The organism is Butyrivibrio sp. FCS014, assembly GCF_000526935.1.
Classification (GTDB): Bacteria; Bacillota; Clostridia; order Lachnospirales; family Lachnospiraceae; genus Butyrivibrio.
Window position 1 is genome coordinate 81,327 of sequence record NZ_JAHA01000004.1, and the last position, 13,314, is coordinate 94,640.

General features: G+C 42.4%; 12 protein-coding genes. 8 read left to right on the forward strand and 4 right to left on the reverse strand.

Translation table 11 applies throughout. The features are described 5' to 3' along the window. Positions 1-15 precede the first annotated feature (15 nt). The 7 genes from rhaB (at position 16) to T456_RS0103280 (ending at position 8,425) form a co-directional block, all read left to right on the forward strand. The gene (rhaB, locus tag T456_RS0103250; protein WP_024864892.1) at positions 16-1,464 is read left to right on the forward strand and encodes a rhamnulokinase; all 1,449 of its coding nucleotides are present in this window, start codon (positions 16-18) and stop codon (positions 1,462-1,464) included. An 80-nt stretch (positions 1,465-1,544) separates the two neighbouring features. Beyond that, positions 1,545-2,807, forward strand: a complete 1,263-nt coding sequence (locus tag T456_RS0103255) for an L-rhamnose isomerase (RefSeq protein ID WP_024864893.1) — start codon at positions 1,545-1,547, stop codon at positions 2,805-2,807. A gap of 20 nt (positions 2,808-2,827) precedes the next feature. Next, entirely contained in the window at positions 2,828-3,652 is an 825-nt protein-coding gene (rhaD, locus tag T456_RS0103260) for a rhamnulose-1-phosphate aldolase (RefSeq protein WP_024864894.1), read from the forward strand. Positions 3,653-3,672: 20 nt separating this feature from the next. Then, positions 3,673-4,143, forward strand: coding sequence for a methylglyoxal synthase (locus T456_RS0103265; RefSeq protein ID WP_024864895.1), 471 nt, complete (start codon positions 3,673-3,675; stop codon positions 4,141-4,143). A gap of 185 nt (positions 4,144-4,328) precedes the next feature. Continuing rightward, positions 4,329-6,542 (forward strand): EAL domain-containing protein, encoded by a 2,214-nt coding sequence (locus T456_RS0103270; RefSeq protein ID WP_024864896.1) that lies wholly within the window; start codon positions 4,329-4,331, stop codon positions 6,540-6,542. 127 nt (positions 6,543-6,669) lie between these two features. Beyond that, positions 6,670-7,755: a tyrosine-type recombinase/integrase gene (locus T456_RS0103275; protein WP_024864897.1), complete on the forward strand. Its 1,086-nt coding sequence runs from the start codon at positions 6,670-6,672 to the stop codon at positions 7,753-7,755. A 487-nt stretch (positions 7,756-8,242) separates the two neighbouring features. Continuing rightward, positions 8,243-8,425 (forward strand): hypothetical protein, encoded by a 183-nt coding sequence (locus T456_RS0103280; protein WP_024864898.1) that lies wholly within the window; start codon positions 8,243-8,245, stop codon positions 8,423-8,425. Positions 8,426-8,556: 131 nt separating this feature from the next. Here the strand turns inward: T456_RS0103280 and T456_RS0103285 are convergent, their stop codons facing one another. Together T456_RS0103285 and T456_RS0103290 are read right to left on the reverse strand one after the other, a co-directional pair. Continuing rightward, positions 8,557-10,701: an ATP-dependent helicase gene (locus T456_RS0103285; protein ID WP_242835853.1), complete on the reverse strand. Its 2,145-nt coding sequence runs from the start codon at positions 10,699-10,701 to the stop codon at positions 8,557-8,559. 122 nt (positions 10,702-10,823) lie between these two features. After that, positions 10,824-11,195, reverse strand: a complete 372-nt coding sequence (locus tag T456_RS0103290; protein ID WP_024864900.1) for a desulfoferrodoxin family protein — start codon at positions 11,193-11,195, stop codon at positions 10,824-10,826. Positions 11,196-11,578: 383 nt separating this feature from the next. On the opposite strand from T456_RS0103290, the gene T456_RS0103295 reads away from it, so the two are divergent. Beyond that, positions 11,579-12,094, forward strand: coding sequence for a methylated-DNA--[protein]-cysteine S-methyltransferase (locus T456_RS0103295; RefSeq protein WP_024864901.1), 516 nt, complete (start codon positions 11,579-11,581; stop codon positions 12,092-12,094). A 97-nt stretch (positions 12,095-12,191) separates the two neighbouring features. Here the strand turns inward: T456_RS0103295 and T456_RS0103300 are convergent, their stop codons facing one another. Both T456_RS0103300 and T456_RS22305 read right to left on the reverse strand, forming a co-directional pair. Then, positions 12,192-12,977, reverse strand: a complete 786-nt coding sequence (locus T456_RS0103300) for a histidine phosphatase family protein (protein WP_024864902.1) — start codon at positions 12,975-12,977, stop codon at positions 12,192-12,194. 115 nt (positions 12,978-13,092) lie between these two features. Beyond that, on the reverse strand, positions 13,093-13,266 hold the full coding sequence (locus tag T456_RS22305; RefSeq protein ID WP_155838011.1) for a hypothetical protein: 174 nt from the start codon (positions 13,264-13,266) through the stop codon (positions 13,093-13,095). Between the last annotated feature and the right edge of the window lie 48 nt (positions 13,267-13,314).

Sequence of the window (13,314 nt, forward strand, 5' to 3'; positions counted from 1 at the left end):
GAGTACTGTATCGATATGAATAAATATTTTCTTGCAATTGATATAGGCGCCTCCAGCGGGAGGCACATGATTGGCTGGTTAGAAGATGGGAAGATGATTCTCAGGGAGATCCACCGGTTTGATAACCATCAGCTTAAGAAAAATGGACATCTTGTGTGGGATTTGGATCATCTATGGAAGGGGATCATCGAAGGTCTTAAGGAATGCAAAAGACAGAATATGATACCCGAGACCGTGGGGATTGATACCTGGGGCGTGGATTATGTACTTCTTGATGAGAAGGGAGAGCTGATCGGCGATGCTGTGGCCTACAGGGACTTAAGGACTGAGGGCATGGACGATTTGATTTCTGCAATCATAAGCGAAAAAGAGCTCTATGAAAAGTGCGGAATACAGAAACAGTCCTTCAATACCATTTATCAACTGATGTCTCAAAAGGAGGATGATCCGGAAGTGCTTGAAAAAGCGGACGCACTTCTTATGATACCGGATTATTTTAACTACAGGCTTACAAGTGTAAGAAAACAGGAATACACCAATGCCACAACCACAGGCCTAGTAAATGCAGGGACAAAGACCTGGGATAAAGAGCTTATTTCTATGCTGGGACTACCTCAGAATCTTTTCGGGGAGCTGTCAATGCCTGGCACTGTCGTTGGCTCTTTTACAAAAGAGATACAGGACGAGGTCGGGTATTGCGCAACAGTCATTCTTCCTGCAACCCATGATACAGGCTCTGCTTTTCTTGCGGTTCCTTCAAGGGATGAGAATTCGATAATTCTATCCAGTGGAACCTGGAGCCTTTTGGGGATTGAGAACGAAGAGCCCATAACCACCGAGGCTGCAAGGCAGGAAAACCTTACCAATGAAGGCGGCGCCTGGTATAGATACAGATTCTTAAAGAACATCATGGGGCTCTGGATCATACAGTCCATAAGACGTGAGCTGAATGGTACAGAGTACGTTGAAGGAAGAAAGAGCGAATATGCTGATGGCAAAAAATACAGCTTTCCGGATCTGATAAGGCTGGCCAGGGGAAGTGAGAAATTTGTGGCTGATATTGATGTAAATGATGAGCTCTTTCTTTCGCCGGTAAGCATGATAAATGCAATTAAAGTGTACTGCAAGGCTAAGAACCAGCCGGTACCGGAGTCGGTTGGGGAGATAATGCAGACTGTCTACAGAGGTCTTTCTGCATGTTATGCAGATACTGTAAAGGAGATTGGTAAGATCACAGGAAAAGAAATCACATATGTGAATATCATAGGTGGAGGCTGTCAGGACACATATCTCAATGAACTTACTGCAAAAGCTACCGGACTTCCCGTATATGCAGGGCCAATTGAAGGTACAGCCATCGGAAATCTTGTGGTACAGATGATAAATGCGGGGTTATTTAAGGATTTGCAGGATGCAAGAAACTGCATTTACGAGAGCTTTGAAATTCAGAAATATGGGGCATGAAAGTCTGGGAATAAAAGCGAAATAAGATAATTAAACGATAAGGACGAGTTAATCCATACAAGATCAGGAGGAAATGAGAAATGAGCTACACAGAAGCAAAAGAAAAATATGCAGCAATTGGAATTGATACAGAAAAAGCAATCGAAAAGCTTAAAGAGGCAGAGATTGCCCTTCATTGCTGGCAGGGAGATGATGTCAGAGGCTTTGATACAGATCCGGATAAGCCTCTGACAGGAGGAATCCAGACCACCGGAAATTATCCCGGAAGAGCAAGAACTCCAGAGGAGCTTATGGCAGATATCGATGAGGTAATAAAGCTGATTCCGGGAAGAGCCAAGATGAACCTTCATGCCTGCTATGCAATTTTTGATGATGAAAACGGAGGCTGGGTAGACAGAGATAAACTTGAGCCCAAACACTTTAAGAAGTGGGTGGATTTCTGCAAGGAGAGGAATCTGGGTTGTGATTTCAATCCTACCTTTTTCTCTCATCCTAAATGTGACCCGCTTACCCTTTCTTCTCCAAACGAGGATACAAGAAAGTTCTGGATCGAGCATGGAAAGGCATGTATAAGAATTTCTCAGTACATCGCAGAAGAACTTGGCGAGACCTGTGTCATGAACATCTGGACAGGAGATGGCTTCAAGGACATTCCTGCAGACCGTAAGGGACCAAGGGACAGATATAAGGATTCTATCGAGCAGATTCTTTCCGAACCCTTTGATTTTAATAAGGTTAAGCCCTGCGTTGAGTCAAAGGTTTTCGGAATTGGAGTAGAGTCCTATACAGTAGGTAGTGCTGAGTTCACACTGTCTTTTGCAGCAACTCATTCTGACAAGTGCATTCCTCTTATGGACAACGGCCACTATCACCCTACAGAGGTTGTAAGTGACAAGATTCCTGCGCTCTTGTCTTTCTATCCAAACATTGCTCTTCACATCACAAGGCCGGTTCGTTGGGATTCAGACCACGTAGTTCTTTTTGATGATGAGACAAAGGAAATTGCAAAAGAGATTGTGCGCTGCGGCGGACTTGATGGCTCAGTATTTATGGCATTAGACTATTTTGATGCATCCATCAACAGGATAGGTGCCTGGGTAACTGGGTTTAGAAATACACAGAAAGCTCTTTTGAATGCTCTTCTTACACCTCATGAGGAGCTAAAAAAGCTGCAGGATGAATCGAACTTTACGAAGCTCATGATCATGCAGGAGGAGCTTAAGACCATGCCTTTCGGAGAGGTGTGGAATGAATACTGTGATAGATGTAAAGTTCCTCAGGATGGAAGTTGGTACCAGGAAATTGAGAGATATGAAATCGACGTTCTTTCGAAGAGGGTCTGATGATAGGAGATAAAAGGACAATGAGAGTTTTAGATGCTGAGTTTACAAAGGGATTTATCAGAATGGCAAATGACGGCTGGGAACAGGGCTGGCATGAGAGAAACGGCGGAAATCTGTCTTACAGAATGAAGCCGGAAGAGGTGGAGCTGGTAAAAGAGGAGTTTAAGGCCGGAGAGTGGAAGGAAATTGGAACATCAGTGCCTGACCTTGCCGGAGAGTTTCTTATGGTAACAGGCTCTGGCAAGTTCTTCAGAAATGTTATAATAAAGCCTGAGGACAGCTTCGGAATTATTGAGCTTGACGAAGAAGGTGAGAACTACCGCGTTATGTGGGGGCTGGTCAATGGCGGGAGACCAACTTCTGAGTTGCCTTCACACCTTATGAACCATGAGGTGAAAAAACGTGTGACAAACGGAAAATACAGAGTAATCTATCATGCACATACCACAAATACCATTGCGTTGACATTTGTGTTGCCACTTACAGATGAAGCTTTTACCAGAGAACTTTGGGAGATGGCGACTGAATGCCCTGTGGTATTCCCTGATGGAATAGGCGTAGTACCTTGGATGGTACCCGGGGGCAGAGAGATTGCTGTGGAAACCAGTAAGCTCATGGAAAAATATGATGTGGCTATCTGGGCTCATCATGGAATGTTTGCTGCCGGAGAAGATTTTGACCTTACCTTTGGACTTATGCATGCAGTTGAAAAGTCTGCAGAAATCCTCGTAAAAACGCTATCTATGACTGGCGCTAAGAGACAGACGATAACACCAGACGATTTCAGGCATCTTGCTAAGGATTTTGCAGTTTCACTTCCGGAGAGGTTCCTTTTTGAAAAATAACGCAAAAAAGGAGAGCGGCTATGACAGATACAATTACACTTACTATCGGGAAACAGAAGAATATTGCACTTATCGCCCACGATGGGAAAAAGGCAGAGCTCATACAATGGTGCAAAGATAATGCGGAAACTCTTAAGAACCACTTTTTATGTGGAACAGGTACGACAGCCCGAATGATAACCGATGCAACGAACCTGCCTGTAAGAGGCTATAACTCTGGTCCTTTGGGTGGAGATCAGCAGATTGGTGCGAAGATAGTAGAGGGCAAGATAGATTTTGTCATTTTCTTCTCTGATCCGCTTACTGCTGCACCTCATGATCCTGACGTAAAGGCGCTAATGAGAATTGCGCAGGTTTATGATATCCCTTTTGCCAACAACAAAGCCACAGCGGATTTCCTCATTCACTCAACTTTCATGGATGAAGAGTACAATCACGATGTCATCAACTTTAAGCAGAATATAGCCAATAGAGCGGAAACGTTGTCATAATATGTTCTAATGGTGCTCCGTGAATCCCTGGTTCAAGTCCCGTATGCGCATAAGTTAGCAATGCCGGAATACTAGAAGTCGCCTTTATCGATTTGTTATTTATTATTTATCGTATTTTAACATAATAATGTTAGAATTAAGTGTGAGTATCTAAAGCAAAGAACAAACAATAAGGCGAGTGTATCATGAAATCAAAAAGGATCCATACTACTATCAGCATAGCCCTCCTTTTCCTGGTAATCTATCAGGGAGTCTTTTTGACGCCTGTTTATGCCTCGTCTGATTCTCCTGCTACAGAATTTACAGTCGGTGTGCCTGTAGACAGATGTCCTATGTTTTACATTGATAAAGACAACGGCAAGATTGCAGGAATCGGCGTTGATCTTATGGAATCCGCTGCCAAAGAAGCTGGTTTCAATGTCGCATTCAAAGCTATAAGTGAATCAAATCTTAAGGAAGCCCTTGATAGTACTGAGTACGATCTTGTTATGCCCTTTGGAAGTGCTGTTTCAAGTGCATCTGGTCAAGCGACCATCGTATCGGACAATCTCATCCAGACCCCATTTACCCTTGTGACTACAGATAAGCACTCTATTTCTGACATAAATACCATCAGAGTAGGCATGCTAAAATCACAGGGCGGAGTAGCAGAAACTGTAAAGCAGTTATACCCTGGAATAACGATAAACCTTTACAATTCCATGGCTGATTGCATTAAAGCGCTTAGAAATGAAGAGGTAGATGCACTTTTACATAACTCATATGCGTGGAGCTATGTGCTTCAAAAGCCATCCTATAATGATTTTAAAGTACAGCCTTCTGCCATGTTTTCAATGGATTTTCGTGCCGGAACTCTTGAAACCCCAGAGGGAAAAAAACGAATTGAACTTCTGAACGAAGGAATTGCAGCTATTCCTGAAACCAAAAAACAGGCTATAGCCCTTGATTACACTACCAGAGATCTTTATGTATATACTTTTGAAGACTATCTCTACCAATATAAGTACTTCCTTATTATTGGGACTATCCTTTTTGCTGCTCTTGTTATAATGCTTGTCCTAAGACAGAAAGCATATTTTGAAGAGCAGAAGGAAAAGATGCGGATAATGGAGGATATCGATCCTCTCACTGGTGTGCTCAGCCACAATGGATTCCGTAAAAAAGTTGAGGAACTACTCACTAACAACCCTGATACACCGTATACGATATCCTATAACAACATAAAAGACTTTAAGTTCATCAACGACAGCTTTGGCTGGAAGGCCGGAGATGAGCTGTTAAAATTTTGGACTGAGAGAAGCCTTGAAGTACTTACCGATAAAGAAGCTATAGGAAGGTATGATGGAGATCATTTTGTTATCCTTCGATGTATTGGCGGCAATGAACAGATTCTTCAGGATGAAAAATATATTTTGACTCCTGTTCGCAATTATTTTAGCGATCGTGGAAAAGACTTTGTTGTAAGGCTCTGTTCTGGTATTTATGTTCTTATGCCTGATGACTATAAAGACATAAACGTGGATAAGATGCTTGATTATGCCCGCATTGCAGAAAGAAAAGTCAGAGAATCCAAGAAAGAAGGATTTGAGTTTTATAACCCAAAGCAGTGGGACATGGGAAGGAAAAGTGCCGGTATCGCAAGTCGCCTTCCTGCAGCTATTGAGTCTGGGGAAATACAAGTATGGTATCAGCCACAGGTCAACTATAAGACTGGGATGATAACTGGTGCAGAGGCTCTTTGCCGCTGGAAAAGCAAGAAGGATGGAAACATTTCTCCGGGAGAATTTATTCCGGTTTTGGAAGATGCTGGGCTTATCTATGATCTTGACTGTCACGTTTGGGACACTGTGTGTAAGGATTTGAAGCGATGGAATGATCAGGGCAGACAACTGTGTGTATCAGTAAACCTATCAAGACTTGATATAGTAAAGAACCCTGATGTAGCCGACCACTTTAATACATTAAAAGAGTTCTATAACCTATTGCCTGGTCAACTTCGTATTGAGATAACGGAAAGCGCATATGTCGAAAACTCCGATACCATCATCAAAACAACAACCAAACTTCGTGAAGCAGGCTTTGAAGTTGAAATGGACGACTTTGGAAGTGGTTACTCATCACTGAATATGTTAAAAGAAGTTATCCTTGATCGCATAAAGCTTGATCTTCGATTTATTACCGGTTCAGGTGACCAAAAGATGGGTCGGACAATACTTAGCTACATGGTCCAGATGATCCATGCTATTGGAACTTCTATTATCGCAGAAGGTGTTGAGACACTGGAACAGGCTGATTTCCTCGGAAGTCTTGGATGTGAGGAAATGCAGGGATATTATTTCTACAAGCCTATGCCGGTAGATGAGTTTGAAGAATTAACGGCATATCCAACAAAGAAATAAAGCCAATAAAGAACGATGTCAGACAGGGGGTTCACTTCCCGCTGGAACGCGCTGCTAACGCAAATATCATTGCACAAAATTCCTCTTTTGTGTTACGATTATTTTAGAAAAGCGGAGGAGTTAAGTCATGGGTGAAAATTCAGAATATTACAATTCATTGAGGCAGAAACGCCGTAAAGATACTGAAAGCATTAAAAACATTCTTCCTCAGCATACACATGGATTTGTTGAGGAATGTCTTCTCAAATATCAGGAAAGCACCGCTTTAAATTATGCGCAGGATATTCTATTTTTCTACGGATTTCTCAAGGAAAAGAATCCCCTGTGCAAGAATCTTGAAATCAAAGATATCCCCTTTGAAGTTGTCGAAAATCTTGGTCCTCAGGACATCAATGAATTCCAAAATTATGTTGCATCAGGCCACAAACCGGATAAAAAAGGCAATGTAAAGCCTGCTAAAGAACGTGCAATTGCAAGAAAAATGGCGGCTGTGCGGAATTACTATAAATATCTGATCAAATATGACTATCTTAAGATTGATCCCACAGTGAAAGCTGCTGTAAAGAAGAAAGAAAAGGTAAAGAAAGATATCCGAAGGCTGTATCCTGACCAGGTTCAGCTTCTAATGGATTCTGTCGCAGCTGTGAATTCTGCTAGTTACCATTCCAAAGTTATGTCTGAACCTACTGCAAAAAGAGATCTGGCAATTGTAACTCTTCTGTTAAATACTGGAATCCGCGTCTCGGAATGTGCAGGGCTTGATCTTTCAGATATAAATTTTGATGAAAATACAATTACTATCGTCAGAAAAGGCGGCGATGAAGATCATCTCTACATAAACGAGATTATCCGGAATACGCTAAGGGATTATATCAATCATGAACGCCCTACCCTACTCAATGATTCTGAAGAACCTGCTCTCTTCATATCTCTTCAGCATAAGCGTTTATCGATAAGAAGCATCCAATATATGATTTCAAAATATGGAAAAAACACAGGACTTACTCAAAAACTCACCCCTCATAAGCTCCGTAGAACGTATGGTACAGCGCTTTATAACAGAACAAGTGATATTTATATGGTTGCTGATGTTCTGGGACATAAAGACGTAAATACGACTGTTAAACACTATGCTGCTATAGAAGAAGAACATAAAAGACAGGCATCCCAGGTAGACGTTTATGGAACTGATGATAACCAGGATAATGATTAAATTGCACACACTACAGTGCCCGGTTTTTTACAATTTTAGCTTTAATCCATGCGGCTTTTTACAGATTTATCTTTAAAAGTACGGCTTTTTACATTTTCAAGCTTTATTTTTTAAAGTTAAAAAGTGTAAAAAGCCGTATTTTTGACTTTTTACACTCCTATCTTTAAACATATTACAAGTTTAGCTTAAACCGACATAAAGCTTGGCAGAGACTATCAAAGCAGACTATCAAAGCGATTATGGCAACTATTCGCAAAACGCAGATTTATCGAACAGTAATAGCTCAAGCGCTCGCTTTAGGCAAAATTGAATTTACAACATCGCAAAACTCCCTAAATCAGTTTAATAAATTCTTTCGAATTGTTAACACCATTTTTAGAATATCTAGTATATACTCATATTAGAAGCTACAAGATATTGTATTTTTATTTCAAAGTATCGAGTCATAATGTAAATTTATTTCCTTCGTACAATGGAGGACGTGCCCATGTACAGTTCAAGCTCATCAACCTGTTACTATCACAAGAATTCTCCAAAGATCATAGATACCATAAGGATACATGACAAATACTTTGACGTTTCTGTTGTCAAAGAAAAAGTTATTTTGATCGCATCTGCATCTGCTATTGTAAGTAGCCTGCTTGCAGCATTTGCAGTAATAATGTTCTGATCAAGTATGAACATTAAGCACCCTTGAGAGGTGCTCTTTGCCTACAAAAAACGAAGATGCCTGCCATCACGGGTATCTTCGTTTTCATCTTTTATACTTGAAAAACTCTTTTCTCAGTTCCAGATATCTTTCTACCTGAATATCCTCATCCCCATATTAAACGCCACAGGATAAAGGAAAATTTTCTCATCCCCGGAATCGAATCGCACGGAGAACTTTAATGGAATCTCGTCATCATCGTAAGATACGTCTATTATGGTGCCTTCGCCGTATTTTGACTGAGTCACCCTTTCGCCGATTATCAGCTGTTCCGGAATCTCCGCCGGAGCAGCCGCTGTTTTAGGCTTTTTCTTTTTAAGCAGCATTGTTGGCTCCTTCAGCGTAGCTTTCCTCTTTTTAACTTCCGTTTTCTCTTTTTCCTTGCCGGTCAGCTCTTTTACAAATACCGACGCAGCATCGTCGTACTTAAAGATGTTCAGCCTCTCCCTGGCTCTTGTCATTCCCACGTAAAAGATCCTTCGCTCTTCCTCAAAATCTCGTCTGTCCTGAGTGGTAGCCGATCTGTCTTTTTCCCTGAAGACCTTAGTTGGGAATACACCATTTATCACGTCGATCAGGATGACTGAATCATATTCAAGGCCCTTACTGGAATGAATAGTGGACAAAATAAATTTGGCACTGTAATCAGGGCTCTTTTCCGCAAGAAGAAGTCTTAGCTCCTCCAGCCTTGCAAGGAATGACTCTATAGTCTTCTCATGCATGGCCAGCATTTTGAGAATGAATATCTTGTTTGTATCAATATTGTTGGCCTTAAGATATTCGCCGTATCCCATATAGTTTTCAAGCCTGTTGATGGCCTTGTATGGCGCTTCAAAAGCCATATTCCTGAAATGTGTCCGCAGGGATCTGCAGTTCCCCAGGACTCGCTTGTTGATATCTATATATTCAGCAGCATCCCAGATTCCAATGTGACGTTCATCTGCAATCTCGCACATGGCCTCAGCGTCTGGCTTCCTAAGAAATGCCTGGAACTTGAAGTAGATCTTCAAAAACAGCTCCGGATCCGCCGGGTAAAGAGCGAACTTAAGCATATTCACGATATCCACAACTACTCTGTGGGTAAAGAATGCCATATCAACGTTCTTGATCCTGTAAGGCACGTTCTCCCGTTCAAGGATATCCACCAGCGGCAGGATACTCTCATTATCCCTATATAGCACCGCTGTCTGGGATTCAGTGTCCTTTGCCACCTTTAAAAGATAGCTATACTGGGCCTCTCTTGCATTCAACAGAGTTATCGTTATATCGCTCTGCGGCTCTTTCGTGGCACACATGTGCTTTTCATGACGATCTTTGTTACGCTGGATGAACCTGTCTGCAGCCTCAACAATCTTGGCATTTGATCTGTAGTTTTTGTCCATGACAAGAACCTTTGCTCCGGGATGCTCTCTCTCAAAGTTAAGGAGCGCTTCCGGGTAAGCCGCTCTGAAGCCGTAGATACTCTGATCTTCGTCTCCCACCATGAAGAGATTGCCCTTTGCTCCGGACAAAAGAGATATGATCATATGCTGGATCTTAGATGTATCCTGAGCTTCATCAACACAGATATATCTGTACTCATTCTGATAGTAAGCCAGGAGCTCTTTTGACCCCTTAAGCATCCTGTAGGCATATATCATCTGATCGTCATAGTCCATAAGGCTTCTGGCCTTGAGTTCACTGTTATAAGCAGTGTATATTCCGAAAAGATCGATCCCCTGGTCTCTCCCCAGTTGCTCTATCTCCTTCTCTTCAAGGCACATATTCTTGCAATAGGTAATAAGCGTCCTAATGCCTTTGATATCACTTTCAGTCGGATATTCTCCTACCACCTTTACAAATATGTCTGTCAGCAGCTTTCCGGTTATTTTCTCATCTGTGACCAGTTCAAAAGAGCTTTTGCCGATGATCCTCCCATAATGAGCAATTATCTTGGCGCAAATCCCGTTAATGGTACGAAATTCGAGCTTTTCTGACATCTCCTCGCCAAACAGGCACTTAAACCTGTCAGACATATCCCTTGTGGCAGCCACGGTATATGTCAGGGTAAGGATGTGCTCCGGTTCTATTCCCCTGCAGTAGAGCATATATCCGAGGCGGTTGACAAGTACGGTAGTCTTTCCGCTTCCCGGAACCGCTAGCAGCAGAACCGGACCATCTATTGTCCGAACCGCTTCCTTTTGCTGTTCATTCAGTTTTTGGCCATATTCGGCCCAGAAATCCATATCCGAAATCAAAAGAATCCTCTTTTCACGTAAAAAAATATACCTACGGCGAAAAATGCCGCAGGTATATAATAAAAGATTTCCAAGACTAAACGCAACTTGTGTTTTCTGTCTGTTTATATAAATATCACGGCTTATTCTGCTTTCCAAAGACCGTGGAGGTTGCAGTATGCATATACGCCAACCACTGAATCGCCCTCAGTAAGCAGGAATTCTGCGCAGGGCTTCTCCTCAGGCTTAAGGAACTTTCTCTGGGCACCCTTTGCGGTCTCAACAGCGATCCACTCTATGAAGTGTTCAGGGATCATAGGATGCTCAACCGATCCGACAGTAACAGTAACTTTATTGCCCTCAACTGTAAATACAGGCACGTGCTTCTCAACTGCTCCATCAGATGTTCCGGGAACCAGCTCTTTCATCTGCTGTCCGCAGCAAGTCATTGGAGCACCTGACTCCTTGATCATTTCTACAAAATTGCCACAAAGTTCACATACATAGAATTTCATAAGAGCACCTCCGGTTTTAAATCAGCTATAAGTATTTTTCCTCTTTCATATATAGTGAGGGTAGATTTTATTATAGCATTATTGACCATCTTTTCATAGATGATTTAACGGTCATTCGAAGATTTTGTTCGCTGTCCCGGTGCCCCAAAAGATAGTAGTCTTCGCCTCATCTACTGCTTCTTCAACTTCATGACCATATTTGCCAGCGACATACTCACATATCCCACCTTTGCAATATATTTTAACATAATTCTATTGCTTTATCGCATGGTAATCCACCAAATAAAGTTTACATTTGAGATCAAATTATGTTCGAATTTGTTGCTTTACGGTGCATAATGATATTGTTAATAAGAGACTCTTCTTAAAAAAGGCGGAAAAACATGGACTATATTCATCACTACGACTCGCCTCTTGGCGGGATTACCCTGGCCAGCGACGGAAATGCGCTGATTGGCCTGTGGTTCGACGGGCAAAAATACTATGCTGATACCCTTAATAATGAATATGAAGAGAAATCCCTGCCTGTATTTGATCAGACAGATAAATGGCTGGATATATACTTTAGCGGCAAGGATCCTGCTTTTACACCCCAGCTTACCATGAGAGGCACTCCCTTCCGCAAAACGGTCTGGGAAATCCTGCTCAAAATCCCCTTTGGCCAGACCATGACCTACGGAGAGATCGCGGACAGAATCGCAAAGCAAACCGGCCGCTCCCGCATGTCCGCCCAGGCTGTCGGAGGAGCAGTAGGTCATAATCCCATCTCCCTGATCATTCCCTGTCATCGCGTTATAGGCGCAGACGGCAGTCTCACCGGATACGCCGGCGGAATAGACAGGAAGATCAAACTGCTTTCCCTGGAAAAGGTTTCCGGTCCTCTTTCGCTCCCCTCATAGCATGAAAAAAAGACCGGCGGTAAGCCGATCCTCATTGTCCAAAAATATGCGGCAATTTTAGAAAATGCCCTGTGGCAAAATTGTAAATATGTTTTTGTCAGTGTCTCTGGTCCATGTTTTCAAATCGCTCGCAGAACCGCGCCGCAAAAGAAGGCTTCTCTTTTCCCAGAGTAAGGTGGGTTATATCTCCTATTTGCAAGGCCCTGAATATGGCGATTCCTTTTTCCCGCTCTTCGGTTACAAGCTCTGTTACAGAGGTTGGTGCCATGGCCAGGTACTGCAGCAAAACAAAGGGCGAGATGTTCCACAGATGAGATAATATAACACACGTTACGCCAAAATGGCAGAAGAATGCTACCGTTTTCTCATTCCCTGCAGTTGCTTCGTACAGGTTTTTGTTTCGTCGATACCCATTCTTATCAAGAAACTCGTCAAAGCACTTTACAATATGGTCATACACTTCCACAGTGTTTGAAGCTTTGGCAATATCAGATGAGCGCCACCCGTTAACATCAAAGAGCTCCGGATGCACTCCATAATACGACGGCATCATGTCCCACGCTATGCGCTTTTCATACAGTCCGGTGTCCTCATTTTTCTTTAATTCGTTCTTAAATGCCGAGCGGGTCTCCTCTTTAGCGAGGTTTCCATCAAACACCGCAGGAAATTCCTGAAGCCATTCCAAAGTCTTAGCTTCCATTCCCAGCTCTTTTAACGAATAATCCAGAGTTTCCCCGGCTCTTCCGAGAGGCGAAACGTATACTTCGTCAATCCCGAGCCTGTCTATACTTTCAGCCAGCAGCCGCGCTTCCGTTTTTCCCTTCTGTGTAAGCCCGTCAATCTCATAATCAGGGTCTCCATGTCTTATAAACAGCAGTCTCATCGCATTCTCCTTCTACCAACATTCTTTCCTATATAATACAATAGCGGTCCTCGTATTATCTACGAAGACCGCTGCAATACTCTTCATATGACCATATCATGTTAAATTTGGCAGTTTATTTCATGCCTTCCCAAAGTCGTTCACGTTCAGTAAAGGCAACTGTCGACTGTTTGGAAATCTCAGGCTTTATCTCCTTCTCACTTACGTCATCCGTAAACAGTGCTTCTTTTTCCTTGGCTACTGCAATCTCCTCTTCTTTTGTGACATGAGTTCTGTGTTCATCTAACATAATCTTGCCCTCCCAAAAAGGATAATATGATGTTTCTTTATAACATTA